At 35.6% G+C, this 25,041-nt stretch carries 25 protein-coding genes; 2 read left to right on the top strand and 23 right to left on the bottom strand.

Annotated elements, in window-relative coordinates:
* Window positions 1-142: 142 nt before the first annotated feature.
* The 12 genes from LY60_RS18055 to LY60_RS10925 form a co-directional block, all read right to left on the bottom strand.
* On the bottom strand, window positions 143-295 hold the full coding sequence (locus LY60_RS18055) for a hypothetical protein (protein ID WP_019228483.1): 153 nt from the start codon (window positions 293-295) through the stop codon (window positions 143-145).
* A 91-nt stretch (window positions 296-386) separates the two neighbouring features.
* A complete protein-coding gene (thiI, locus tag LY60_RS10975) occupies window positions 387-1,547 on the bottom strand; it encodes a tRNA uracil 4-sulfurtransferase ThiI (RefSeq protein WP_145083451.1) in 1,161 nt (386 codons plus the stop codon).
* A 13-nt stretch (window positions 1,548-1,560) separates the two neighbouring features.
* Window positions 1,561-2,709 (bottom strand): cysteine desulfurase family protein, encoded by a 1,149-nt coding sequence (locus tag LY60_RS10970; RefSeq protein WP_145083448.1) that lies wholly within the window; start codon window positions 2,707-2,709, stop codon window positions 1,561-1,563.
* A 329-nt stretch (window positions 2,710-3,038) separates the two neighbouring features.
* The gene (locus LY60_RS10965; protein WP_145083445.1) at window positions 3,039-3,842 is read right to left on the bottom strand and encodes an aminotransferase class IV; all 804 of its coding nucleotides are present in this window, start codon (window positions 3,840-3,842) and stop codon (window positions 3,039-3,041) included.
* Window positions 3,839-6,175 carry an ATP-dependent DNA helicase gene (locus tag LY60_RS10960; protein WP_145083442.1) on the bottom strand — a complete coding sequence of 779 codons (2,337 nt, stop codon included), beginning with the start codon at window positions 6,173-6,175 and terminating at the stop codon, window positions 3,839-3,841. Before LY60_RS10960 ends, LY60_RS10965 begins: the two co-directional genes overlap by 4 nt.
* A 75-nt stretch (window positions 6,176-6,250) precedes the next feature.
* Window positions 6,251-6,640 (bottom strand): ATP-binding protein, encoded by a 390-nt coding sequence (locus LY60_RS10955; RefSeq protein WP_019228488.1) that lies wholly within the window; start codon window positions 6,638-6,640, stop codon window positions 6,251-6,253.
* Between the two features lie 79 nt (window positions 6,641-6,719).
* A complete protein-coding gene (gene yihA / locus LY60_RS10950; protein WP_145083440.1) occupies window positions 6,720-7,316 on the bottom strand; it encodes a ribosome biogenesis GTP-binding protein YihA/YsxC in 597 nt (198 codons plus the stop codon).
* Window positions 7,317-7,437: 121 nt separating this feature from the next.
* Window positions 7,438-9,765 carry an endopeptidase La gene (lon, locus tag LY60_RS10945; RefSeq protein ID WP_145083437.1) on the bottom strand — a complete coding sequence of 776 codons (2,328 nt, stop codon included), beginning with the start codon at window positions 9,763-9,765 and terminating at the stop codon, window positions 7,438-7,440.
* 42 nt (window positions 9,766-9,807) lie between these two features.
* Entirely contained in the window at window positions 9,808-11,064 is a 1,257-nt protein-coding gene (clpX, locus tag LY60_RS10940) for an ATP-dependent protease ATP-binding subunit ClpX (protein WP_019228491.1), read from the bottom strand.
* A gap of 11 nt (window positions 11,065-11,075) precedes the next feature.
* Window positions 11,076-11,660, bottom strand: coding sequence for an ATP-dependent Clp endopeptidase proteolytic subunit ClpP (gene clpP, locus LY60_RS10935; protein ID WP_019228492.1), 585 nt, complete (start codon window positions 11,658-11,660; stop codon window positions 11,076-11,078).
* A gap of 77 nt (window positions 11,661-11,737) precedes the next feature.
* Window positions 11,738-13,078: a trigger factor gene (tig, locus tag LY60_RS10930; RefSeq protein WP_145083435.1), complete on the bottom strand. Its 1,341-nt coding sequence runs from the start codon at window positions 13,076-13,078 to the stop codon at window positions 11,738-11,740.
* Window positions 13,079-13,234: 156 nt separating this feature from the next.
* Complete coding sequence (locus LY60_RS10925) at window positions 13,235-13,828, bottom strand: GNAT family N-acetyltransferase (protein WP_170226180.1); 594 nt, start codon at window positions 13,826-13,828, stop codon at window positions 13,235-13,237.
* A 189-nt stretch (window positions 13,829-14,017) separates the two neighbouring features.
* Here LY60_RS10925 and LY60_RS10920 point away from each other — a divergent pair, with 189 nt between their 5' ends.
* A complete protein-coding gene (locus tag LY60_RS10920) occupies window positions 14,018-14,758 on the top strand; it encodes a beta/alpha barrel domain-containing protein (RefSeq protein ID WP_019228495.1) in 741 nt (246 codons plus the stop codon).
* A 103-nt stretch (window positions 14,759-14,861) separates the two neighbouring features.
* On the opposite strand, the gene LY60_RS10915 is transcribed toward LY60_RS10920, so the two are convergent.
* The 6 genes from LY60_RS10915 to LY60_RS10890 form a co-directional block, all read right to left on the bottom strand.
* Window positions 14,862-15,308, bottom strand: coding sequence for an ATPase (locus LY60_RS10915; RefSeq protein ID WP_145083429.1), 447 nt, complete (start codon window positions 15,306-15,308; stop codon window positions 14,862-14,864).
* Between the two features lie 2 nt (window positions 15,309-15,310).
* On the bottom strand, window positions 15,311-15,787 hold the full coding sequence (coaD, locus tag LY60_RS10910) for a pantetheine-phosphate adenylyltransferase (protein WP_145083426.1): 477 nt from the start codon (window positions 15,785-15,787) through the stop codon (window positions 15,311-15,313).
* Window positions 15,788-16,348: a 16S rRNA (guanine(966)-N(2))-methyltransferase RsmD gene (rsmD, locus tag LY60_RS10905; RefSeq protein ID WP_145083423.1), complete on the bottom strand. Its 561-nt coding sequence runs from the start codon at window positions 16,346-16,348 to the stop codon at window positions 15,788-15,790.
* Window positions 16,349-16,378: 30 nt separating this feature from the next.
* On the bottom strand, window positions 16,379-18,433 hold the full coding sequence (gene recG, locus LY60_RS10900) for an ATP-dependent DNA helicase RecG (RefSeq protein WP_145083420.1): 2,055 nt from the start codon (window positions 18,431-18,433) through the stop codon (window positions 16,379-16,381).
* A 156-nt stretch (window positions 18,434-18,589) separates the two neighbouring features.
* Window positions 18,590-20,206 carry a DAK2 domain-containing protein gene (locus LY60_RS10895; RefSeq protein ID WP_145083418.1) on the bottom strand — a complete coding sequence of 539 codons (1,617 nt, stop codon included), beginning with the start codon at window positions 20,204-20,206 and terminating at the stop codon, window positions 18,590-18,592.
* Window positions 20,207-20,219: 13 nt separating this feature from the next.
* Window positions 20,220-20,576 (bottom strand): Asp23/Gls24 family envelope stress response protein, encoded by a 357-nt coding sequence (locus LY60_RS10890; RefSeq protein ID WP_019228501.1) that lies wholly within the window; start codon window positions 20,574-20,576, stop codon window positions 20,220-20,222.
* Between the two features lie 270 nt (window positions 20,577-20,846).
* Between LY60_RS10890 and rpmB the strand changes: the two genes are divergently transcribed.
* Window positions 20,847-21,038: a 50S ribosomal protein L28 gene (gene rpmB, locus LY60_RS10885; protein WP_019228502.1), complete on the top strand. Its 192-nt coding sequence runs from the start codon at window positions 20,847-20,849 to the stop codon at window positions 21,036-21,038.
* Window positions 21,039-21,103: 65 nt separating this feature from the next.
* Here the strand turns inward: rpmB and LY60_RS10880 are convergent, their stop codons facing one another.
* The 5 genes from LY60_RS10880 to rsgA form a co-directional block, all read right to left on the bottom strand.
* Window positions 21,104-21,295 (bottom strand): hypothetical protein, encoded by a 192-nt coding sequence (locus tag LY60_RS10880; protein WP_145083415.1) that lies wholly within the window; start codon window positions 21,293-21,295, stop codon window positions 21,104-21,106.
* A gap of 147 nt (window positions 21,296-21,442) precedes the next feature.
* Entirely contained in the window at window positions 21,443-22,831 is a 1,389-nt protein-coding gene (gene asnS, locus LY60_RS10875) for an asparagine--tRNA ligase (protein WP_145083412.1), read from the bottom strand.
* Window positions 22,832-22,852: 21 nt separating this feature from the next.
* The gene (locus tag LY60_RS10870) at window positions 22,853-23,488 is read right to left on the bottom strand and encodes a thiamine diphosphokinase (protein ID WP_145083409.1); all 636 of its coding nucleotides are present in this window, start codon (window positions 23,486-23,488) and stop codon (window positions 22,853-22,855) included.
* Window positions 23,488-24,147 carry a ribulose-phosphate 3-epimerase gene (rpe, locus tag LY60_RS10865; RefSeq protein ID WP_145083406.1) on the bottom strand — a complete coding sequence of 220 codons (660 nt, stop codon included), beginning with the start codon at window positions 24,145-24,147 and terminating at the stop codon, window positions 23,488-23,490. Before rpe ends, LY60_RS10870 begins: the two co-directional genes overlap by 1 nt.
* 8 nt (window positions 24,148-24,155) lie before the next feature.
* Complete coding sequence (rsgA, locus tag LY60_RS10860; RefSeq protein WP_145083403.1) at window positions 24,156-25,037, bottom strand: ribosome small subunit-dependent GTPase A; 882 nt, start codon at window positions 25,035-25,037, stop codon at window positions 24,156-24,158.
* Between the last annotated feature and the right edge of the window lie 4 nt (window positions 25,038-25,041).

The following is a 25,041-nucleotide window of genomic DNA, read 5'->3' as shown; positions in this document are numbered from 1 at the left end:
ATCCTCCTTATTTTACATTATTAAAGCTTAGTATACAACCGATATATTTTAAAATCAAGAAAAATGTTATAATTAACAATATAATTTCAATAAAATACAATAAAAGCCAGATGCATATGCATCTGGCCTTTCCATAAGTACTCTATCTGCAGCAACCTCTATCGAAGAAATTATTGCCGCACAGCAGGAAGTAAATAATACCAATTATGATTATCCACTCTAGCCAGTCGTTTCCGCCTATTCCGCCTATACGGTCGCAGCAGTCAAAGTTTGTTGCTCTTATTTCATCTGACATATATTTCACCTCTTCTAATATTATAAACAAGCTGGCATGCCATTTCTTGTTTTAACTCAATATATGTCATCAAATCAATTGTGTGCAGAATTTAAAGAATTTCTATTGTGGAAATTGCCGTTTCAATAAGCTGCTCTATGTCCAATTTGCTTTCAGAATTTTTAATAGATTCAAGTTTTGGATTTATGAGAGGATGCTTAGGAGCAAACACTGAACAACAATCATCGTATGGAAGAATTGATGTTTCAAATGTGTTTATTTCTCTTGCCCTTTCCATTATTTCAGTTTTGTCCATACCAATCAGCGGTTTTAGAATGGGCATATTTATTGCTTCCTCTATTACAGCCATGGATTTCATTGTCTGGCTTGCAACCTGTCCGAGACTTTCTCCTGTTATGAGCATATCCATGTTGTTATTTGATGCAATTCTTTCAGCTATGCGCATCATGAATCTTCTGGCAAGAATTGTTGTTTCTTCTTCTCTGCAGAATTCTTTGATGGCTTTGTGCACCTCAAGGATGTTTATGCTGTAAAGTTTTATATTGCCGCAGTATTCTTCAAGAATTTCTTTCAGATGCTTTACTTTTTCATTGGCCCTTTCAGATGTGAAAGGATATGTGTGAAAATAAAGAGCATTTATTTCAACGCCTCTTTTTGCAATCATGTGACCCGCTACTGGAGAGTCAATTCCTCCTGATAAAAGAAGAAGAGCACGGCCGCTTGAACCAATGGGAAGTCCACCGGCTGTTTTTATTTTCTCAGATGATATGAAGCAGTGCTTTTTGATATCAATGTTAATTTCTACTTCAGGATTGTGCACGTCCACAGTTACATCAGGAAACTGCTCAAGTATTCTCCCTCCCACAGCTGCGCTGAAGTCCATGGAACCTATGGGAAATTTCTTGTCCCCTCTTTTTGTGTTAATTTTAAATGTCTTGAAATCTCTTGTATCCTTTAAATATTTAAAAAGCTCAATTGCCTTTAATGTCATTGTTTCAGGGTCTGTTTCTGTTTTTATGGATGGACTTATTGCAACAATACCAAATATTTTCCTTGTTTTTTCTAATATGCTGTCCATGTCTTCTTCATGGGATGTTTCAATAAACATTTTTCCCAGTTCTTTGTAGACAACAATGTCCTTGAATTCCTTCAAGGCAAATTTAACTTGTTCTATGAGTTTGTGTTCAAAGGAGCCTCTGTTTTTTCCCTTTAGAAATATTTCTCCAAAGCTCACTGCAACTATATTGTACATGTTTTTTCCTTTCCTATAACTTCATGATTTTTCGTATTTCTTCAACTGACTGTTTAATGCTTTCGACCACATATTCAACTTCATCTTCGTTGTTGAAATGTCCAAGGCTTATTCGTATGGTTCCATCCACATAATCCTGATCAAGTTGTATAGCTTCAAGAATCCTGTTGGACTTGCTTCTTGAAGAGCAGGCAGAACCTGTTGAAACATAAACACCTTTCATTTCCAGAAAATGCACCAGCACTTCTCCTCTTACATTCTTGAATGATACGTTTAAAATATGAGGAGCCCCGTCATCTGAAAGAGTGCTGTTTATTTTCATGTCCTTGATTTCTTCTGTGAGCCTTTTTGCATACAAGTTTTTTAGGTTCCTGAGTTTTGTTGTTTCTTCCTCAAAATTTTCATAAACAAGCTGGCATGCTTTCCCAAACCCTACAATTCCAGGTGTATTTTCAGTTCCCGGCCTTATGTTTTTTTCCTGACCTCCGCCGAAAATAATCGGGTTTATTTTAACTCCGGATCTTATAAACAGCCCTCCGACACCTTTTGGCCCGTGTATTTTGTGGCTGCTGAAAGAAATGGTGTCAGCAGGAATTTTGTTCGTGTCAATTTTTATTTTACCATAGGATTGTACTGCATCAACATGTATTTTTGTATTTTTGTTCTTATTTTTTGTAATTTTGCATATTTCACTTAAATTCTGCACTATTCCCAGCTCATTGTTTACGTGCATTATTGACACAAGCAATGTGTTTTCGTCAATTAAATCTTCAAGCTGCTCAAGATTCACCCTTCCAAAGTTGTCTGTCTCCAGGTATCTTATTTCCACATTGTCCTTAAAATGCTTTAAAACATTGTAGACTGACGGATGCTCAATACTGGTGGTAACAACGTTATTCTTTCCTTCAATACCGTATAAATGACCCAGCAAAGCAATATTGTTGCTTTCTGTACCGCCTCCGGTAAAAAATATTTCATCTGTCTTTGCATTTATTATTTTTGCAACATATTTTCTTGCTTCTTCAATTCTTTTTTCTGTTTTAAGACCCATTCTATGTATTGATGAAGGATTTCCGTAACAATTAATATTTACATCTGTAACTTCATCCATTACTTCCTGTCTTACTCTTGTTGTTGCGCTGTTGTCTAAATAAACTTCCATATTAACCTCTTATCGAATTATTTTAATTTATTTTTCATATGATTGAGAAATTTGTAAAAAAAGCTTGCATAATATTTCTTTCTTTGCTATAATAATTTTGGTTATCCCCCCCGATAACCAAAATATATTCCCAATACCCCTTTTATGCATATTAATGCTTCACAACAATGGCCACGAGGCCATTTTTGTGTTTTATGACATAACCCAATTGTTGCGACCGTAGGGAAGCAAGAATTGATGGTAGGTCAAACGCAATGAGTTCCCAAATTATGCGACCGTTAGGGAGCTGATAATTTGGTGAACGAAACTGCGATTGACCACTCTTAATCCTATTTTTTCATTTCTTCCAGATACAATCTTGATACTTTTCTTACAACATCATTTCCTGCTGAATTGTACAGCTTTTCATCTATTTTCCTTATTGGAAGCACATCGTTTGAAGTTCCTGTAATAAATGCTGCATCAAAACTATTAAGTTCGTCAAAATGAACAGTTCTTTTTTCCACTTCCACGTTGTTCATCATGCACACTTCAATTACCTTGCTTCTTGTTACTCCAAGAAGAACAGCCTCATCAGGAGAAGTTATTATTTTATTTTTTTTGACAAAAAATATGTTTGATTTGCTTCCTTCGCTTACAGTGTTGTCATCATTTACAAGAATTGCTTCAAATGATCCGGTTTCATCAATTACTTTCTGTACTTCTTCCTTGAAGTTTTTTTCAAAAGCCTTAACGTTTGGATTTTTCCTGTGCATCTTTACAGTGACAGTGTCCACACCTTCCTGAAATTGTTTTTTTGAAGGATAGTGGCTTTCAATAAAATAAAAGAGCAATACATCCTCATGAGTAAAATAATATGAAACCCTTATATTGCAGTTTAAGAGATTGTTGGCACTTATGAGCATTTCTGCAGAGCGCATGTAATATTCATAGTCCAAGACGCCTTTTAATCCGCTTAAGCGTATGCTTTCATTCATGCGGTCGAAATGTTCTCTCAAAAATACAGGGCGTCCTTCCACGACTCTTATAACTTCGTAAATTTTTGCGCTGTCTTTTTTTAAAAGCTCTTCCATTTCTTCCTTTGAAACCAATTTGTTGTTTGCAACATTTTTATGTGATACGATGTTTATCATATGTTTTCTTCCTTCCAGAATAAATTTATATCTTCCTGTGCATGGTCAAAGCTCATTGTCTTTTTATAATGCCTCCAGTGGTCAGGAAATAACTTTAAATATGTTGATTGACAAAGTCTTGAATCTATAAGCATGACAACACCTTTGTCATTTTCTGTCCTAATTACGCGGCCTGCTGATTGAAGTATTTTGTTAAATCCGGGATATTTGTATGCAAAATCATATCCTGAATGGAATTTTTCATCAAAAAATGATTTGATTAAATTTCTTTCAAAGGAAATTTGCGGTATTCCTGTACCTATTATAACCGCGCCGATTAATTTTTCAAGGGGCAAATCAATTCCTTCTGAAAAAACTCCACCCACAACAGTGAAAAGAACCACATCTGTCCTTGTTTTGAATTTTTCAACTATTTCTGATTGTTCATCCTCATTTATTCCCTGAGTTTGTACAATGATGTTTTCAATTCCAAACATATCCTCATATGTTTCAACCACTTTTTCCATGAAGCTGTATGAAGGAAAAAACACCATGTAGTTTCCTTTTTTACCGTTTATTGCTGCGTTTATAAATGAGCATGACTGTTTAATATTAGCATCTCTAACAGCATACTTCATGGAAATGCCGCTTGTTATTAACAATTTCAAATTTTCTTCCCTGAAAGGTGATTTGATTTTTAATATGTAATCATCTTCTTCTCCCCCTAGCATGTACCTGAAATATTTAAGAGGTGTGAGTGTGGCTGAAAAGAAAATACAAGACCAGGCATTTTTTTCAATTTCCTTCAAGATGTCTGACGGATTTATGAGAAATAATTTGATGATTGTTTCCTTCTTGTTAAAATCAGCATAGTAACAAAAATTGCTGTCTGCAATTTCAGATATTTTAATAAAAAAATTGCTTTTGAAATATAAGTCTACTAACTCTTCCGGAATGTTTTCATTGTTTCTGTCATTTATATATTTTTCAGCTTCCGCTGTGAATTTTCTAAGTCCATTGATGAGTTCTGACGGCTCGTCTTCAAGTTCAGAAGTTTCTTCGTTTAATGATTTTTTAATTTCTATGAATTTCTTGTTTATGTTTGTAAGCAGCTTGGCTATTTTTTTATCTATTTCTTTCATTATTTTGCATGTCTCATAAAATTCTTCCTTTACAAGACATGGAGAATACATGCTGCGAGTTCTGTCTTCTAAGTTGTGGGCTTCATCTATGAGAAGTATGTCGTTAGAATTTTTAAAGACATCATCTCTTTGAAGAGCAACCCTTGGATCAAAATAATAATTGTAGTCACATATAACTGCATCTGACATGTAACTTAAATCAAGGCTTAGCTCAAAAGGGCAAAGCTGGTGTTCCCTGGCTGTTTGTTCAATGTATTCCCTTGAATAAAGGCATTCTTCCTTAAGTGCTTTTTTAAGAGGCACATTCAGCCTGTCGAAATATCCTTTAGCATATGGGCAAAATTCAGGATCACATTTTGTTTCTTCCATGAAGCATACTTTTTCCTTAGCTGTTATTATTGTTGTTCTAAGCTTCAGCCCTTTGTTTACCATCATTTTGATGGTGTTGAATGCAATTGATTTTGTTGAGGACTTTGCTGTAAGATAAAATATTTTGGAATTTTGTTTTGTGTTCATGGACTTTATTGCAGGAAAAAGGCATGACACAGTCTTGCCCACGCCTGTGGGAGCCTGTACGAACAGTTTTTTTCCTTCTTTTATTGTCCTGAACACAGCAACAGAAAAATTCCTTTGTCCCTGCCTGTAGCCGGAAAAAGGAAAATCAAGTTCTTCAATTGACTGTTCTCTTTCTTTTTTGAGCCTTATGATTGTCTGTGCCCAATCTAAATACATTTCAAGAAGTTCATAGAAAAAACACTTAAGTTCCAATGCGCTGTATTTTTTAGCAAATACTTTGGTTTTACCGCTGTCAAGATTAAAGTATCTAAGCTGGACTGTCAACTCTTCCTTACCGGTTTCAATGCTGTACATGTAGGCATAGCATTTGGCCTGGGCAGAGTGAGCAGCATTGTAATTCTCATCTATATGTTCAAGATCCGTGTATGTGGACTTTATTTCATCAATTGTTGTCTGACTTTCTTCTGTTATTACCCCATCTGCTCTGCCTTCAACAATGAACAAAATATCTCCAAGAGTAAATTCATTTTTGAGGTAATATTCTTTACTATAGTTTTCACCCATGTTTGACTGCAGCAGCTTGTGTGCCTTCATGCCTTCTAATGCTCTGTCGGGACTCAGGTTTTTAACATTTATGTCGCCGCTTTTATATACAAATTCAACCAGCTCCCTGACCGAAAGTTTAATGTTATCCATAATTATCTCCTGCAGATGCAAAAAAATAAACACCTTCGTGTCTATTATATCAAATGTTAACTAGATTTAAAACGCTTATTTTATATATTGTATGCAAGTAACTCTGTTTCCTTCAACGGAAAATTTATCAGAAAGTCCTTCTACAAGCATAAGCCCTCTTCCTGATTCTGAAAAGTCGTATTCTCCCAGTTCTTTATGAATATAGTTAACACCTTTTCCTTCGTCAGCAACCTCAATGATAATACATCTGTTGTTTATTAAAACTCTAACGCTCACAAGTTTGCTCACATCCTGACTGTTACCGTGCATGACGCCGTTAATGAGCAGCTCATAAAGAATTATCTTCGTGTTAAAAAATATGTTTTCATTTATTACGTCCCTTATATTAAGCAAGATGTCTTCAACTATATTCTTAACACCGCTTAAATCGCTATGGACTTTTTTTTCAAGTATATAATCCATCATTACTCCTCCCGTTGATAATAATATACCCTGTTTTTGGCTGCTTAATCACCCAGAGCGATTATTGCGGAAGATGATTTTTTTATTCTTCTTTTATTCCAAGCACATTTTCAAACAAGTTCCATATTTCTTCAACCCCTGCCTTTGAAGTGGCTGAGAAAGGATATACTAATCCATTTTCTTTAATTTCCAGTGTTTTTTTAATTACTGCTATACTTTTTATCTGCTGAGATCTTGAAAGTTTATCTGCTTTAGATGCAATAACATATCCAGTGTAGCCGCATTCTTTTATCCAGTTGTACATCTGAATATCGTTTTGGCTCGGTTCATGTCTGATGTCAACTAAAAGAAAAACTTCTCTCAATTGGTTTCTGTTGTGCAGATATGTGTCAATCATTGCGCCCCACTTGCTTTTTTCTGTCTTTGATACCTTTGCATATCCGTAGCCAGGCAAATCCACGAAGTTTAGCATGTCGTTTATGTTGTAAAAATTGATTGTTTGAGTTTTTCCAGGCTGAGAACTGGTCCTGGCCAGACTTCTCCTGTTTAAAAGCGCATTTATCATTGATGATTTTCCGACATTTGATTTTCCTGCAAATGCAATTTCCGGTACAACCGTTGCCGGATATTGTTCCTTCTTTACAGCTGTCATTATTATTTCAGCTTTTCTGATTATCATATTTTCCTCTTTCCTAATGAAATTAAGAATTAAGAGTTAAGAATTAAGAATTATATGTTGGATTTGTGCCAGGCACAAATCCTTCAATTCATTCTTCACTCTTCATTCTTCACTATTCATTTTATCTAAGTGCTTCCTTAACAACATCTTCAATTCTGTCCGCGTACACAATTTCCATTGAGCGCAGAATTTTATTGTCAATTTTTGAAACATCAGCCTTGTTTTTAGAGCATAGAACAATTTTCTTTATACCTGCCCTTTTTGCAGCCAGAAGCTTATCCTTGAGTCCTCCAATTGGGAGAACTCTTCCTGTTATTGTAATTTCTCCTGTCATGGCCACATCTTTTCTTACAGGCTTCTTTGTAAGAGCCGAAATTATAGCAGTCGCCATGGTTATTCCTGCTGAAGGACCGTCCTTTGGAATGGCTCCTTCAGGAACATGGACATGTATGTCAGTTTCTTTGAACATTGTATAATCTATGTTGAATTTTTCTGCATTCGCCTTGATATAGCTCAGCGCAGCCATGGCAGATTCCTTCATTACATCGCCCAGTTGACCTGTAAGCTGAAGTTTTCCGTCTCCCTTCATGGTGTTGACTTCAATAAACAAAGTCTCTCCGCCGGACTGAGTCCATGCAAGCCCTGTTACAACACCCACCTGGTCTTCCTCATATGCCAGATCATAGTCATACTTTGGTATTCCAAGATAATTTTTAAGGTTCAAATTGTTAATAGCAACTGTCTTTTTCTTTTTCTCTGCAATTTGTACTGCAGATTTTCTCACAAGTTTTCCTATATTTCTTTCCAGATTTCTAACTCCGGATTCCCTTGTGTATCTTTCAATAATTTCATTTATTGCATTTTCAGAAATTTTCACTTGTTTTTCCTTGAGCCCGTGTTCTGAAACCTGCTTTTTAACAAGATATTTCAAAGCAATATTTCTTTTTTCAATATCAGTATAACCGGATATTTCAATTACTTCCATTCTGTCCAAAAGAGGCTCGGGAATTGTAGAAGTGGAGTTTGCCGTTGTTATGAACATGACATTTTCCAGACTGAATGGTGCTTCAATATAATGATCCGTGAATGTGCCGTGCTGTTCAGGATCCAGTGCTTCAAGAAGCGCCGAAGCAGGATCTCCTTTAAAGTCACTTGAAAGCTTGTCAATTTCATCCAGCAAAAATACAGGGTTGTTCACTTTGGCTTTTGCTATGGATGAAATTATTCTTCCCGGAATTGCACCAATATATGTCCTTCTGTGACCTCTTATTTCAGCTTCATCCCTTACACCACCAAGAGATATTCTCACATATTTTCTGTTCATAGCCCTTGCAATAGATTTTGCAATGGAAGTTTTACCAACTCCCGGAGGTCCCACAAAGCATAGTATGGGGCCCTTCATGTTTTTGTTAATAAGTTTGACAGCAAGGTATTCAAGAATTCTTTCTTTCACTTCTTCAAGTCCGTAATGGTCTTCAGAAAGAATTGCCCTTGCTTTTTTTAAATCCGTGTTGTCCTTGGTTTTCTTGTCCCATGGCAGGTCTATGAGCCAGTCCACATATGTCCTGATAACTCCGGCGTCAGGAGATGAAGAAGAAATTTTCAAGAGCTTGCTGACTTCTTTTTCAGCTTTTTCCTTAACTTCCTTAGGCATATGTGCTTCTTCTATTTTCTTTAGGTATTCATCAACTTCAAACTCAGCAGATTCATCTTCACCAAGTTCTTTTTGAATTGCCCTTAACTGTTCTTTTAAATAATAATCCCTTTGAAATTCGCTTACTTGTTTTTTTACAACTTCGCTTATTTCGCTTTCTATCTGAAGAACTTTTATTTCCTTTGCAAGAATTGAATTTATTTTTTCAAGTCTTTTGTAAGGGTCAAATATTTCCAGAAGGCTTTGCTTTTGTTCAGTCTTCAAATAAATATATGATGAAACCACATCTGCAAGCTTGTCAGGATTGTTTATTTCCTTGAGTGTTATTGCTGCATCCGGTGAAATTTTCGGATACACTGATGAATATTCTTCAAAATTGTCCATGGTAAGCCTTACCATGGCTTCCATTCTGTCGTCAAGAGGAAGTTCAAAGTTGTAGATATATTCATCTAGCACAACTTCAAAATAAGGTTCCTCCTGTATTATGGAAACAATTTTAGCTCTTCGTATTCCTTCCACCAGCACTCTTATGTTGTCACCGGGCATTTTTATCATTTGTTTTATTTTACAGATAACTCCGACTTCGTAAAAATCATCTTCCTTAGGGGAATCTATGTCAGCTTCTTTTTGAACTGTAAGAAAAATGTCAGAATCTTCGAGCATGGCTTCTTCCAATGCATTGATTGACTTTTCCCTTCCTATGTCAAAATGAATCACTGTGTCCGGAAAAATACCAATTCCCCTGATGGGTATCAGAGGCAGGTTTCTGTTTTCTGTACTGTAATTATCAATCATATTTTTCTCCTTATTAAAAACTGCCTGCGAAGGCAGGCAGTTTTATGAAGCATTTTCTTTATTATCAGACAGAGGCTTTTTGGTTAAAACTAATTTAGGCTCGCTTTTATTTATGATAGTGTCTTTTGTGATGACACATTTCTTAATATCATTTCTTGACGGTATTTCATACATGACATCAGTCATTGTACTTTCAAGTATACCACGAAGACCTCTTGCACCTGTATTAATTTCCAAAGCTTTGCTGGCAATTTCCTCTAATGCTTCTTTTTCAATTTCCAATTCAACATTGTCCATCTTGAACAATTCCTTGTATTGTTTCACAAGGGCGTTTTTTGGTTCTGTCAAAATTGAAACCAAAGCTTTTTTATCCAATTTATCCAAGGCAACAACAACCGGCAGCCTTCCAATAAATTCCGGTATGAGACCGAACTTCAACAAGTCCTGTGACTGTACCTGCTTTAAAAGCTTATCTGTATCAACAGTGTTTCCTGAAATATCTGCACCAAAACCAATACTCTTCTTGCCAACTCTCTTCTGGACGATTTTTTCAATTCCGTCAAAAGCTCCGCCCAGTATAAACAATATGTTTGTTGTGTCGATCTGAATAAATTCCTGGTGCGGATGCTTTCTTCCTCCCTGAGGAGGCACATTTGCAACAGTTCCCTCAAGAATTTTAAGCAAAGCCTGCTGTACGCCTTCTCCGCTTACGTCTCTTGTTATTGAAGGGTTTTCAGATCGCCTTGAAATTTTATCAATTTCATCAATATAAATTATGCCTTTTTCTGCTCTCTCCACATCGAAATCTGAAGCCTGCAGAAGTTTAAGCAATATGTTTTCTACATCTTCCCCAACATACCCTGCTTCCGTCAATGAAGTGGCATCTGCAATGGCAAACGGCACATTCAAAAGTCTTGCAAGAGTTTGAGCCAGATATGTCTTTCCGCTTCCGGTTGGTCCCAGTAAAAGGATGTTGCTTTTCTGAATGTCGATTCCTTCATCTTTACCTTTAAAGTTTATTCTTTTGTAATGATTGTAAACAGCCACTGCCAATGCTTTTTTTGCCTGGTCCTGCTGAATAACATATTCGTCAAGTTTATCTTTAATTTCCTTTGGTTTAGGAAGTTCGGTGAAGTCATATTCTTCGAATAAATCCACGTCTTCATCAACTATGTTGTGGCACAGTTCAATGCATTCATCACAAATATAAACATCTGGACCTGCTATGAGCCTTCTGACCTGCTCCTGCGACTTCCCGCAAAACGAGCACTTGATTTGTTTTTCATTGACTTTGCTCATTAAAACACTCCTTATTTTCTTTTGGCTATAATATCGTCTATTATGCCATAGGCTTTTGCATCCTCCGCTGTCATGAAGTTATCTCTGTCAGTGTCATTTTCAACCTTTTCAATAGGCTGAGAAGTTCTTTCACTTATAATGTTGTTCAAAGTGTCTCTTATTTTGATAATTCTGTCTGCATGAATTTTAATATCAGATGCCTGACCCTGCATTCCGCCTAGCGGCTGATGGATCATTATTTCTGAATTCGGAAGTGCAAATCTTTTTCCCTTGGCTCCTGACAAAAGGAGGAATGCTCCCATGCTTGCTGCCATGCCGATGCAAATTGTTGATACATCCGGCTTAATATACTGCATTGTGTCATAAATTGCCATTCCTGCTGTAATAGATCCTCCAGGTGAGTTAATATATAATTGTATGTCCTTGTCTGGATCTTCTGATTCTAAAAATAACAGCTGTGCTACAATCACGCTTGCTGTTGCATCATTTACCTCATCGCTCAATATGATTATTCTGTCCTTTAAAAGTCTTGAATATATATCATAAGATCTTTCGCCTCTTCCAGTTTGTTCAACTACATATGGAACTAATGCCATTTTATTTCCTCCTATATTATATTTCCTGTTACTATTATTGTACTTATTTATCTTAATATAAGCTTAATTTTAATTAATTATTTTTCTTCCTGAACATCTTCTGTTGTTTCAACTGCTTTAGGTTCAACAAATACAGCATTTTCTACAAGCATATCGATAATCTTTCTTTTTTGTAGAGTTTCTTCAATATAGCCTTTGCTTGATTCAAGAATGCTCGTTTTGAAAGCTTCAAGTCTGTCTGCTTCAACCTGGTAAGATTCTGCAACTTTGTTTACTTCCTCAGCAAGTTCTTCTTCAGTAACCTTTATATCTTCCTTTTTAATTAGAGCTTCAAGAACAAGCTCAGCCTTAACATTAAATTCAGCCTGATTTCTTGCTCCTTCCTTGTACTGGTTAACAAAGTTAGTTATTATGTCATCATATTCCTTGCCTGTAAATCCCTGCTGACGGAACTGCTGCTCATAGTTTCTTCCTAAGTAGTCAATTTCACGTTGGATCAATACTTCAGGAATTTCAACCTTAGCTTCATTTACTATTTTTGTGATTACATTGTTGTCATTGGCAATTTTTGCCTGGTCTAAAGCTTTCTTTTCAAGATTTGCTCTTGTGTCAGCCTTTAGTTCTTCCAAAGTGTCAAATTCGCTGATATCTTTTGCAAATTCATCATCTACTACCGGAAGTTCCTTTGATTTGATTTCATGAATTTTTACTTTAAATACAGCCGCTTTACCCTTTAATTCTTCTGAATGATATTCTTCAGGGAATGTTACATTAACTTCAACTTCTTCATCCTTGTTCTTGCCTATAAGCTGTTCTTCAAATCCAGGAATGAATGTGTTTGAGCCTATTTCAAGGGCCTGGTTTTCAGCTGTGCCACCTTCAAATTGTTCGTCTCCAACAAATCCTGCATAATCTATAGTGAGGAAGTCTCCGTTTTGAACTGCTCTGTCAGTTACTTCAACTATTCTTGCATTTTTTTCCTGTACTGCTGTAATTTCTTTTTCAACATCTTCATCTGTAACTTTTATTTCAGTTCTTTCAACTTCTATTCCCTTGTACTCTGGAAGTTCAACTTCAGGCATTACTTCAACATCAGCTGTAATGACAATTTCCTGTCCTTCTTCGAATTTTTCAACATTAACTTTTGGGCTGTCAATTACATCAAGCTTGTGTTCAGCAACTGCTTTAGGGTATTCTTCCTGAATTGCAATATCCATTGCTTCATCATAAAAAATGCTCTTGCCATATTTTTTTTCAATAATATGTCTTGGAGCTTTACCCTTTCTGAAACCTTGAACATTAATATTATTTTTTGCTTTTAAATATGCTTTATTCACAGCACTTTCAAATTCTTCAGGTGAAACAGTAAATTCCAGTGTTACCACATTTTTTTCTTTTTTAAGTAATTTTGAACTCATTTTATCCTCCTGGATTCTTAATTATTTTATGTTAAACAGTCAATATTGTTTCATTTTAATGAATTTCATAATTAACCATTATATTATACCACAATTCTTTTTAAAAGCAATAAATTATTACTGTTTTTTGAATATTTTAGTATTTTTTATAGTCTATTATTGAAGTTGCGGAGCAACTTTTTTATATTCATAAACTGAACATTTCATAACGAGATTCTGTCCGCTTAAAAATATCTGTGTCTTGTTTTTTACAAAGACCATTCCTGCCTTCTTCATGACTCTTCCTGATGAAATGTTCCTTATGTCGTGAAGCGCTCGTATTGTTTCAAATCCAACTTCATCTGTGAGAAAATCAAGCACTTTTATCAGTACTTCCGTGGCAATGCCTTGATTCCATCTTTTCTGAGCAACTGTATATCCAATTTCGCAATATTTTTTTCTTTCCCTTATGTTTGAAACGGAAACAGATCCTATGACTTCATCAGTTTCTTTATCTGTTATTGCCCAGTGGTAATAATTTTTTTTCTTGTACCACTCAACCCACTCGGTAACATATTCTTTTGTTACTTCTTGACTTGTATGTACACTCCATGCGTTATACTTAGCAGAGTCCTTGTCGCTTGCCCAGTTTGTGAAAACATCATGAACATCGCTAAGATAAAATTTTCTCAAAATAAACCTGTCTGTTTCTAAATTCAAAGTGCCTGTATGATTTAAGACGCTGTTAATACTGTCAGAATTAAGCTGCATTGGTAATCTCCCCATTAGCCAAAAATTAATACAGCATATGCTGTTTAAACTATGTTCATTATACATTTTAAAATCTAAAATGCCTAGCTTTATTTAGTCGAAATTTTATAATTGTGCTTTTGTCAATATAATTGTATAATAATGATACAAATATTACTTCGTCGCAACATAAAACACATTGGAGGAAGAATGGATAATTACATTAAATGCAACATAGAAGATAATTACAGCAATGCTGTGAGAAACAATACAGAAAAAAAAGATAAAAAATTCATACCTACCATAGAGTCTGTACTTAAAAAGAAACCTATTGAAATGCCTAAGGAAATTTATGATGCCAGCGGCATAAACATTTTTGGAAAAAGAATAAAATCTCTGATTTTTACAACAGATTTAGCAATAGTAAAAAATCACAATGCTGACGGGGTTATTGCAGTATATCCCTTCACACCTCAAATAGCCATTAACCAGGCAATAATTGAGCTTTCTTCGGCTCCTGTATTTGTAGGTGTGGGAGGAGGCATAACAACAGGGCAAAGGTCCATAGACATTGCCATCAACGCAGAACTCACAGGAGCTTACGGAGTTGTAATGAACGCTCCAACATCAAATGCTCTTATTTCTGAAATGAAAAAAAGACTGGACATTCCAATAATCATTACAATTGTTTCAGAAAAGGAAGATTTTGAGTCAAGAATTGAGGCAGGGGCTTCAATATTCAACGTTTCAGGCGGAGCAAACACAGCAAAAATCGTAAGGCTCATCCGTGAAAGACATCCTAATTTTCCTATAATTGCAACCGGCGGACCTAAATCCGAGCATATTTCTGCAACCATTGCCGCAGGTGCCAACACCATAACATTCACTCCTCCCACAACAGGAGAGCTTTTTTCGGAAATTATGGACAATTACAGAGAAAAACTATTTTAAAAATAAAAAGCCTGCTTATGCAAGTCAGATTAAAAGACAACGTACTTTATGTTGTCAAGTCTGTACTTCTAAGCAGGTTTTATTTATGTATTCCGTTTTCCGTTTATTCCATGTTTTTCAGAACTTCTCTGTTTTGTTCTATTATGTTGTTTATTTCTCCTATTTTTTCCTGAAGCTTGGACAATATTTCATCGCTGTAGCTATATGCACCAAATTTCATTTCATTTGCTTTTCTTTCTGCTTCCTGAATAATCTGATTTGCATGTTTTTGAGCCTGTTTTGTTATTTCATTGTCTTCTATGAGATATCTTTGCTGGTCCTGAACCTTTTCAATAAGCTCGTCCGCTTCTGACTGAGCTTCGTTTAAAATTCTCTGGCGCTCCTTAGCAACCCATGAAGCTCTGTTTATTTCATCAGGCAGCTTCAGTCTGATTTCATTGATAACCTCTAAAATTTCATCCTTGTCTATCATCACCTTGTTTGATAAGGGAAACTTAGAAGCTTCTTCAATTATATCTTCTATTCGTTCCAATAAATTTAATATGTCCATTTTTACCTCCCCATTATTTTTCTTAGTGCCTCTGCTACATTTTCCGGCACTAATTCTTTGAATTTATCATCATATCTTGCAATTTCTTTAACACCGCTGGAGCTTACAAATGAATATTCTGGCGAAGACACCATGAATACCGTTTCTAAGTTTTCATTTAAAAACTTGTTATAAGCAGACATGCTGAGTTCATATTCGTAATCGGATACCGCTCTTAGTCCTCTGATAACAATTTTAATATTATTTTTTCTGCAATAATTCGCTACCATTTCGCTGGAACTATCCACAGTCACATTTTTTAAACCGCTTACTGCACCTTTTACAAATTCAACTCTTTCTTCACAGGTGAACATATATTTTTTAGCAACATTGTTGAAAACTGTAACAACAACATCATCAAACTTTTCAGAGCACCTTTTTATGAGATCAAGATGGCCGCATGTAATAGGATCAAAGCTGCCTGCATACAAAACTTTCATTTATTCCTCCGAGCATTCTATAATGCTGATTCTTGTTCTTCCATAGATTTTTTCTTTATATTTTATCACATTAGTATCAATACAATCAATTACTATTTCTGACTTGTCTGTTTCAATCACAAGCATTCCCCCGGGTTTTAAAATATTATGTTCAAAAACTTTCTTTGCTATGTTTGCTCCGCAGTTCAAGTCGTAAGGGGGATCTGCAAAAATGTAGTCAAATTTTTCATCTTTTGCTGCAAAGTTTTCAATTGCCTTTTCATAATCGCTTTGCACAACTTTCGCCCTGTCTTTAAAATTACAGAGTTCCAGATTCTTTCTCACAAACATAAGACTTTTATTGGACAAATCCACAAACGTGCAGCTTTTTGCACCTCTTGCGAGAAATTCTATACCAACATTTCCGGAACCTGCAAACAAGTCAAGAACATTTGAATCCTCGTCTATGTAACCTAGTATGTTAAATATTGCTTCCTTAATTTTATCGCTTGTAGGCCTTACGCTCATTCCTTCAGGCGCATAAAGTTTTTTTCCCTTGTTTGTACCGGAAATAATTCTCATATGTATCCTCTTTTAGCTGTTTATAGAAACTTAATTAAATATGATGCTTTCATCTTTGAACAAATTTATTATTTCTTTTTTTAAATTTTCAAAACTTTTTCCATTAAGTCCCGGGTTTTCAGCAAGAATATTTTTTGAAAGGTCCTGAACTTCTCTTACAACTTCCACATCATTAATTATATTTTGTATTTCATATTTTGACAAGCCGTGTTGCCTTGTTCCAAAAAAATCTCCCGGTCCCCTGATTTTTAAATCCTCTTCGGCTACTAAAAATCCGTTGTCTGTTTTTTTTAATATATTCATTCTGTCTGCTGATTTTTTTGACTTGTTTTCATTTACCAAAATGCAGTAAGACTGATATTTTCCTCTTCCTACCCTTCCTCTTAGCTGATGAAGCTGAGCAAGTCCGAATCTTTCAGCGTTTAAAACAAGCATTACAACGGCATTTGGCACATTTACACCAACTTCTATTACTGTGGTTGATACCAGCACATTTATTTTACCCTCATAAAACTCATTTATTATTTTTTCCTTGTCTTTGCTGTTCATTTTTCCATGCAAAAGACCTAATTTGAGATCAGAAAAATGAGAATCTTTTAGAGTATTAAAAATTTCAACGGCTGAATCAAGCTCCATTGTTTCTGATTCTTCCACCAGTGGTGCAACTATGTATGATTGTCTTCCTTCAGCAACCTGAGCTCTTATGAAGTCATATGCTTTTTGTTTGTCGCTTTGCTTTAAGACCGTAGTAATAACCTTTTGTCTTCCAGGAGGCATTTCATCTATAATTGAAATGTCAAGGTCACCGTAAATCATGAGAGCCAGTGTCCTAGGTATTGGTGTTGCTGTCATTACAAGTATGTCAGGGTTGTTTCCCTTGTTTGATATCATCGCCCTTTGCCTTACTCCAAAGCGATGCTGTTCATCTGTTACCACCAGTCCTATGTTTTTAAACTCAACGCCTTTTTCAATGAGGGCATGTGTTCCTACTATAATTTGTATTTCGCCATTTTTAAGGTCTTCAAGAATTTTTTTCTTTTCTTTGGCTTTTGTGGAACCTGATAAAAAAGCAACATTGATGTTTAAATCTGCCATCTTAAGGTATTCCATTATTGTGTCATAATGCTGAAGAGCAAGAATTTCTGTGGGAGCCATCATGGAAGATTGATATCCTGACCCCACAGCAGAAAGAATGGCGTAAATGGCAACCACTGTTTTTCCAGAACCCACATCACCTTGAACAAGCCTGTTCATTGGTTTTTGCTTTTTCAAATCTTCTTTGATTTCATCTATAACTTTTTTCTGCGCAGCAGTAAGCTCATAAGGAATTTTTTCCATGAGCTTGTCTGAAATTTCCGTATTATTTATAACATTGCCTGAAAAACTGCTTCTTAGGCTGCTTTTTATTGACAAGAGGCCAAGCTGCATTATAAGAAGCTTTTCAAAAGCCATTGACCTTTTGGCCTGGTTATACTTCCTTCCGTTTTCAGGAAAATGAAGATTTTTTATTGCACTCTTTCTATGTATAAGATTGTGCTGTTCCCTTATTTCATCGGGAACAACATCTTCAATTTTGTCATAATATAATTCCAGTGCAAGTCTTGTTAGTTTTGTGAGCTCATTGTTTGTAAGGCCGTATGTGAGGCCGTACACAGGGGTTATTTTACCTGCTTTCCAGTCTTTTTCACAAAATTCTATTTCAGGACTTATGAGTTCAAGTTTACCGAAAGACTGTTTAATCACCCCAAACACATAGTACCACTTATCAAGAACAAGCCTATCCATCAGAAAATCCTGGTTGAAAAATGTCAGTGCTGCAAATCCTGTGTCATCCTTTACAACAGCCTTTATAATGTTCATATTTTTTCTGACTCTTGTATTTTTAGGCTGCTCAAAAAGCTGGACCTTTAAAAGGCACTTTTTGCCGTCTTCAACATCTATTATGTTTTTCACAGATCTTCTGTCTTCATATTTCAAAGGAAAATAATCAAGCAAATCCTTGATTGTGTATATGCCCAGTCTATGAAGTTTTTCAGCTCTGGCCAGACCCACTCCCTTTAAAAACTGAATATCCACATCCAGCATACGCACCCCTCATCAATTAAGAATTAAGAATTAAGAATTAAGAATTATTGATTGAATTTGTGCAGAGCACAAATTCTTCATTTAATTCTTCACTCTTCACTCTTCATTCTTAATTTATAGTTTTAATTAGTCAATCTTTTTCAGTCAGAAAGTAGATTATTCGACTGAAATGATATAATAGTAAAGAGGCTGGCCTCCGTATATTATTTCAACGTCACATTCCTCAGCAATTTCTTCAATTCTTTCCTTCATTCCTTCAGCTGTCTTTTTGTCTACGCTGTCGCCATAAAACAATGTAACCAGGAAACTGTCCTCGTCAACCATTTCCTTGATGAGTTCTATTGCTTCATCTTCAGGACTATTTCCGTGTGAAACTATGTCTCCGTCAGAAAGTGCAATTATTTCATCTATTTTAATTTCCATATCGTTGAACACAGTGTCTCTTACAGCATATGTTACCTGCCCTGTCTTAACTTCCTTCACTGCTTCAGTCATGGCCTTTACATTTTCTTCAACATCATTTTCTTCCTTAAATGCAAGCAATGCTGTGATTCCCTGAGGAATGCTCTTGCTTGGAATAACATGAATGTCTTTTTTAGAAATTTCCTTCGCCTGAGTTGCAGCAAGTATTATGTTTCCGTTGTTTGGGAATATTATTATATGGTCGGCATTTATGTTTTCAGCAGCCTCAAGTATGTCTTCAGTGCTTGGGTTCATAGTCTGTCCCCCTGACAAGAAAACATCCACGTTCAGGTCGGTGAATACTTTTTTAATTCCTTCACCCATGCCTATGGAAACAAAGCCATATTTTTTCTTTTCCTGACTTTTCTTTGAATTTTTAACTCTTTCCCTGAACTGTTCCTTCATGTTATCTATTTTTATTTTGGAAAGTTCTCCATATTTAACTGCAATTGCAAGAATCTGACCCGGATTGTTTGTATGTATGTGAGTTTTTATAAGATTTTCATTTCCAACACATACAATGGAATCACCCTTATCATAGATTTTACTTAAAAAATCATCAGATGTTCCCTTTGGATTTTTTATAAAAAATTCAGTACAGTATGCAAATATGATTTCATCTTCACTGGTGAACTCTTCCAGTTCAACTGCAGTTTCAACTATTTGCATTTCTGATTTTTCCTGTTTTATTTCAACTCCTCTGAGTGCTGAAAGAGCTCCTTCAAGCAAAAATACAAGACCTTTTCCTCCTGCATCCACTACATCCGCCTGCTTTAAAACCTTGAGCATTTCAGGTGTGCGCCTTAAAGTGTCCTTTGCTTGTTCAATTAACATTTCCAAAAAAGCATCAGCATCATCATAATCTGCGTACACTTCCATGGCTTTTTCTGCTGTTTCCCTTGCCACTGTTAAAATAGTTCCTTCAACAGGCCTCATTACAGCCTTGTATGCAGTGTCAGAAGCTGACTTGAACGCTTCAGCTATTACTTTGCAGTCAATTTTTACTGCTCCTGCAAGTCCTTTTGACATGCCTCTGAACAACTGTGATAATATTACTCCTGAGTTCCCTCTTGCTCCCATCAAAGAGCCGTTGGCTGCTGCTTCAGCAATATGGACTATTGTGCTTTCAGACAATGAGCTTATTTCCTTCATTGCAGACTGAACAGTAAGGTTCATATTTGTGCCTGTGTCTCCGTCAGGAACAGGAAATACGTTCAGGGAGTCCACGATTGCCTTGTTGTTTTCAAGGTTTGCGGCAGCACCTAAAAGCATCTTTTTAAAAGTAATATTATCAATATATTTTATATTCATTTTAGCCTCCTAATTATTTTTGTACTCTGACGCCCTGCACAAAAATATTCACATTATTTACAAAAACACCTGAAAAATTCTCCACGCTGTACTTTATCCTGGAAATAATATTGTCTGCCACCACAGAAATTTTAACTCCGTATTGCAGCACTATATATAAATCTATGTTTATTTTATCTTCTGCGGCAGTAACTTTTATTCCCTTAGTAAGCTGTTCTCTTTTTAAAAGCTCAAAGATTCCTTCAGTTGCATTTTTGGAAGCCATACCTACAACGCCGTAACATTCCATAGCAGCTAGACCGGCAAGAGTAGCAAATACTTGATCATCTATTATTATATTTCCATTTTCATTTGACATATTAACTGACATATTACCCTCCTATATTTTAATTTCTTAAATATTATTTAATTATCTAGCTTATTATAACCTTTTTATTACAATTTTACAAACAAAATATGGACGAAAACGCTTAGTCCGGGCGATTATAATAAAAATAAGCATTTTTATTATACTAATTTAAATTTAATATTGCAATATTTATATTTTAATGGTAGAATTATAAAGTTAAAATTGTTAAACAGATTCTGTTTAAGCAAATAGATAGATAGTAAATGTTTAGATAAATGGGAGGTGTATAGCATGGCTAAGTTTTGTGAAGTATGCGGAAAAGGATCTATATCAGGAAACAGTATAACACATTCTGATAGAAAAATAAGAAGAACATGGAAACCAAACGTAAGAAGAATTAATGTTGTGGAAAACGGAGTTTCTTCTAAAAAGTTTGTTTGTACAAGATGCATGAGATCTGGAAAAGTACAACGTGCTATATAAGGCAATAATAAATAGTGGCTTACGCCATTATTTTTATTTTTTGCACAATAAAATATTACATTAAATCAAAGGAGCTTGAACAGGGTGCTGCCCAATATAATAAGTAGCATTCCAAGTATAAAAAGCCAAATTTTAACCGGCAGAATCTGTACAACAATAATAGCTCCTATTACAGCAATCATAAGTCCAAGAATTTCAGTAAATTTAAATTTATTATTAGATGGACAGCATTTATTTTTGCGTTTGAAATAATTCATAAGTACCTCCGGGTATGATTGGCATGAAATTTAATTCTCAATGCCTTTGTACATTGTATTCAAAGCAATAAAAAAAGATACGCATAAAATTCATTTTTGCGTATCTTTTTAATTGTCAATTTAATTATAGGTAATTTTTATATGCAACTAGAATTCTGCATTTTTAGGAGTTCTAGGAAACGGTATAACGTCTCTTATGTTGCCCATGCCTGTCAGGTACATAATTAGTCTTTCAAATCCAAGGCCGTATCCTGCATGCTTAACTCCGCCGTACTTTCTAAGCTCTAAATACCACCACATGTCTTCCTTTGGCACTCCCATTTCTTCCATTCTTTTTTCCAGCATGTCAAGGCGTTCTTCTCTTTGGGATCCACCAATAAGTTCTCCAATGCCCGGAACAAGAAGGTCCATGGCAGCAACAGTCTTGTCATCTTCATTCATGCGCATATAAAATGCTTTTATTTCCTTTGGATAATTTATTACAAAGACCGGTTTCTTAAATATTACTTCCGATAAATATCTTTCATGTTCTGTCTGTATGTCTGTTCCCCACTGAACGGAATAATCAAAATTGTCATTGTTTTTCATGAGAATTTCAATGGCATCAGTGTAGTCGATTCTTCCGAATTCTGAACTTACAACATTGTCAAGCTTGTCAAGAAGTCCTTTTTCTACAAAACTGTTGAAAAACTCCATTTCTTCCTTAGCATTTTCCAATACATAATTCACAACATACTTAACCATGTCTTCAGCAAGCTGCATGTTGTCACTCAGATCTGCAAAAGCTATTTCAGGCTCAATCATCCAGAACTCTGCAGCATGTCTTGTTGTATTTGAATTTTCTGCTCTGAATGTAGGTCCGAATGTGTACACATTCTTAAATGCCAGTGCAAATATTTCAGCTTCAAGCTGTCCGCTTACTGTAAGGTTTGCAGATTTCCCAAAAAAGTCCTTTGTATAATCTGTTTTACCGTCAACCTTTTCAACGTTGTCAAGGTCAAGAGCAGTAACTCTGAACATTTCTCCTGCTCCCTCAGCATCACTTGCTGTTATGATTGGCGGATGAGCGTACACAAATCCCCTCTCGTTAAAAAACTTATGTATTGCAAAAGCTGCAAGGCTTCTAACCCTGAAAACTGCAGAAAATGTGTTTGTTCTGGGTCTTAAGTGAGCAATGGTTCTCAAGTATTCAAGAGAATGTCTCTTTTTCTGAAGAGGATAGCTTGGGTCTGATTCGCCTTCCATTGTTATTTCTGTAGCCTTTATTTCAAATGGCTGCTTTGCTTCAGGAGTCATAACAAGTATGCCCTTTACTGAAATTGCGCTGCCTGTTGAATACTTCTTAACCTCTTCGAAATTTTCCAGGTGGCTTTCAAAAACAACCTGCACATTTTTCATATATGTACCGTCATTTAATTCTATAAATCCAAAATTTTTGGAATCTCTTATGGTCCTGATCCATCCTTCAATTTCTATTTCTTTTTCATTGTAATTTTCATAAGATTTGAATAAATCTCTAAAGTCTATTGCCTTCATGAATCCTCCTAGGTTTATATATTAATCCCTTGAAATAAACAGCAGTGCTGTTCCTCTTTCAAGTATTATTCTTCCTTTGTCTGAAATTATTTCATTGCTTACACAAAGTGTAGATCCTCGTTTAACGACCACCCTGTCCAAAGGATACTTGAATCCTTCAAGTGTTAGTCCGTTTATTTCTTCAGTAAGCGGTATAAGAGACACAAAAGTTTCTCTTTTATTTTCTAGCAGCATATTACAATTGTCTGAAATTATTTGTATTTTGTTGTTGTTGTCAATTATGATGATGTTTATACCAAATTTATAGTATTTTTCAAGCAGCATCATGTTAGCAAGAGAATGGTCAAGTCTTGGTCCGCCTGTGGCTCCAACCAACACAATATCCCTGAAGCCTTTTTTTACAGCTATTTCAATTGACAGTTCCATGTCTGTAAAATCTTTTTCTGCAGGGTACTTCATGATTTCAGAACTTTTTTTGTATTTTTCAAGAACATCCCCATGAACGGAATCGAAATCTCCAAGGATCAAATCCGGAACGACCTGAAGCTTTTCAGCCTTTTCAAGTCCTCCGTCAGCGCATATGACATAATCAATGCTCATATTTTCAAAAGAGGTTTTGTCAACGTCATCGCCGTTTGCAATAATAAGAGCAACCATTATTTTGACTCCATTATTTTTTTAAACTTCCTTGTTTCTTCAGCCACATCTTTAGCCTTGTAAATTGCCGAGCCAGCCACTATTACATTAACTCCCCAGCTCAAAACTTCCTCTAAGTTGTTAAGGGTAACACCGCCGTCAATTTCTATATCCACTTGAAGATTTAATTCCTCAATCATTGACTTAAGTTCAAAAACCTTGTATTTCACGTTTTCTATGAGGCTCTGTCCGCCGAATCCAGGGTTGACGCTCATTATTAAAACCATGTCAACATCTCTTATAATGTCTTTCAGAGTGCTTACAGGAGTTGCAGGATTTATTGAAACACCTGCTTTTAATCCGTAAGATTTTATTTTTTGTATTGTTCTGTGAAGATGAACACAAGATTCCTGGTGGACAGTTATTATGTCTGCTCCTGCATTATAAAAATCTTCAATGAAATTGTCCGGATTTTCAATCATGAGATGGACATCAAATGTCAGTTCCGTTGTTTTCCTCAGAGACTTCACAACGTCCGGACCTATTGTTATGTTAGGGACAAAATGTCCGTCCATTACATCTATATGAATATATTCTGCTCCACCTGCTTCAACAAGCTTTATTTCTTCTCCAAGCTTTGAAAAATCAGCAGACAATATGGATGGTGATAGCTTATTCATGGTACCTCCTAGTAAATTTTTTTAGCCTTTTGTATTTCTTCTAAAAGTCTTCTGTAGTTGGAAAAACGAGTTTCACTTATTTTTCCTTCACTGACGGAGTCCTTTATTACACAATTTGGTTCTTTGTTGTGAAGACAATCAGCAAATCTGCAGCCTTCATCAAATTTCTTTATTTCAGGATAATATTCCTTGAGTTCATATTCGCCTATTCCTGACAATTCAAATGAACTGAAGCCGGGAGTGTCAACAACATATCCTCCAAAGCTAAGTTTGTAAATTTCCGCATGGCGGGTGGTGTGTCTTCCTCTTTTCAGCTTATCGCTTATTTCACCTGTCTTAAGATGAAAATCAGGCTGGACGGCGTTCATGATCGAGGATTTTCCTACACCTGACGGTCCTGAAAAAACACTTAATTTATCCTTCAATATTTCTTTTAATTTTTCAATGGATTTTTCATCCTTCTTGCTTGTGAAAATCACCTTGTAGCCTGTGTTTATAAAAATTTGTTCAAGTTCTGTCTTTTTTTCATCATCTGCCAGATCACACTTGTTGAAACAGATAACCGGCTTAAGGTTGTTTATTTCAGCTGCAATCAAAAGTTTGTCAAGAAGAAGAAAGCTTGGTTCTGGATTTGTGACTGCGAAAAATATCAACAGCTGCTCTGCATTTGCAATGGGCGGTCTTTTTATTTCATTGAATCTTTCCTCAATTTCCTCAATATAACCGTTATTTTCATCTTCTTCTGTTATTCTTATCTTGACCCTGTCACCAACCAGGGGTTTTATATTTTTAATCCTGAACAGTCCTCTGGCTCTGCATTCGATTAATTTTTCTCCTGTATCAACGCAGTAGTTTCCCCCCACGCCTCTTATAATGATACCATCAATCATAACA

Source organism: Sedimentibacter saalensis (genome assembly GCF_007830175.1).
GTDB lineage: Bacteria > Bacillota > Clostridia > Tissierellales > Sedimentibacteraceae > Sedimentibacter > Sedimentibacter saalensis.
Note: the sequence above shows the minus strand (reverse complement) of the source record. Positions and strands in the feature narration are given on the sequence as shown.

Excerpts from the sequence above, each read along its gene's own strand:
- LY60_RS18055 (WP_019228483.1), bottom strand. The coding sequence starts at position 295 with ATGTCAGATGAAATAAGAGCAACAAACTTTGACTGCTGCGACCGTATA.
- thiI (WP_145083451.1), bottom strand. The coding sequence starts at position 1,547 with ATGTACAATATAGTTGCAGTGAGCTTTGGAGAAATATTTCTAAAGGGA.
- LY60_RS10970 (WP_145083448.1), bottom strand. The coding sequence starts at position 2,709 with ATGGAAGTTTATTTAGACAACAGCGCAACAACAAGAGTAAGACAGGAA.
- LY60_RS10965 (WP_145083445.1), bottom strand. The coding sequence starts at position 3,842 with ATGATAAACATCGTATCACATAAAAATGTTGCAAACAACAAATTGGTT.
- LY60_RS10960 (WP_145083442.1), bottom strand. The coding sequence starts at position 6,175 with ATGGATAACATTAAACTTTCGGTCAGGGAGCTGGTTGAATTTGTATAT.
- LY60_RS10955 (WP_019228488.1), bottom strand. The coding sequence starts at position 6,640 with ATGATGGATTATATACTTGAAAAAAAAGTCCATAGCGATTTAAGCGGT.
- yihA (WP_145083440.1), bottom strand. The coding sequence starts at position 7,316 with ATGATAATCAGAAAAGCTGAAATAATAATGACAGCTGTAAAGAAGGAA.
- lon (WP_145083437.1), bottom strand. The coding sequence starts at position 9,765 with ATGATTGATAATTACAGTACAGAAAACAGAAACCTGCCTCTGATACCC.
- clpX (WP_019228491.1), bottom strand. The coding sequence starts at position 11,064 with ATGAGCAAAGTCAATGAAAAACAAATCAAGTGCTCGTTTTGCGGGAAG.
- clpP (WP_019228492.1), bottom strand. The coding sequence starts at position 11,660 with ATGGCATTAGTTCCATATGTAGTTGAACAAACTGGAAGAGGCGAAAGA.
- tig (WP_145083435.1), bottom strand. The coding sequence starts at position 13,078 with ATGAGTTCAAAATTACTTAAAAAAGAAAAAAATGTGGTAACACTGGAA.
- LY60_RS10925 (WP_170226180.1), bottom strand. The coding sequence starts at position 13,828 with ATGCAGCTTAATTCTGACAGTATTAACAGCGTCTTAAATCATACAGGC.
- LY60_RS10920 (WP_019228495.1), top strand. The coding sequence starts at position 14,018 with ATGGATAATTACATTAAATGCAACATAGAAGATAATTACAGCAATGCT.
- LY60_RS10915 (WP_145083429.1), bottom strand. The coding sequence starts at position 15,308 with ATGGACATATTAAATTTATTGGAACGAATAGAAGATATAATTGAAGAA.
- coaD (WP_145083426.1), bottom strand. The coding sequence starts at position 15,787 with ATGAAAGTTTTGTATGCAGGCAGCTTTGATCCTATTACATGCGGCCAT.
- rsmD (WP_145083423.1), bottom strand. The coding sequence starts at position 16,348 with ATGAGAATTATTTCCGGTACAAACAAGGGAAAAAAACTTTATGCGCCT.
- recG (WP_145083420.1), bottom strand. The coding sequence starts at position 18,433 with ATGCTGGATGTGGATATTCAGTTTTTAAAGGGAGTGGGTCTGGCCAGA.
- LY60_RS10895 (WP_145083418.1), bottom strand. The coding sequence starts at position 20,206 with ATGAATATAAAATATATTGATAATATTACTTTTAAAAAGATGCTTTTA.
- LY60_RS10890 (WP_019228501.1), bottom strand. The coding sequence starts at position 20,576 with ATGTCAGTTAATATGTCAAATGAAAATGGAAATATAATAATAGATGAT.
- rpmB (WP_019228502.1), top strand. The coding sequence starts at position 20,847 with ATGGCTAAGTTTTGTGAAGTATGCGGAAAAGGATCTATATCAGGAAAC.
- LY60_RS10880 (WP_145083415.1), bottom strand. The coding sequence starts at position 21,295 with ATGAATTATTTCAAACGCAAAAATAAATGCTGTCCATCTAATAATAAA.
- asnS (WP_145083412.1), bottom strand. The coding sequence starts at position 22,831 with ATGAAGGCAATAGACTTTAGAGATTTATTCAAATCTTATGAAAATTAC.
- LY60_RS10870 (WP_145083409.1), bottom strand. The coding sequence starts at position 23,488 with ATGGTTGCTCTTATTATTGCAAACGGCGATGACGTTGACAAAACCTCT.
- rpe (WP_145083406.1), bottom strand. The coding sequence starts at position 24,147 with ATGAATAAGCTATCACCATCCATATTGTCTGCTGATTTTTCAAAGCTT.
- rsgA (WP_145083403.1), bottom strand. The coding sequence starts at position 25,037 with ATGATTGATGGTATCATTATAAGAGGCGTGGGGGGAAACTACTGCGTT.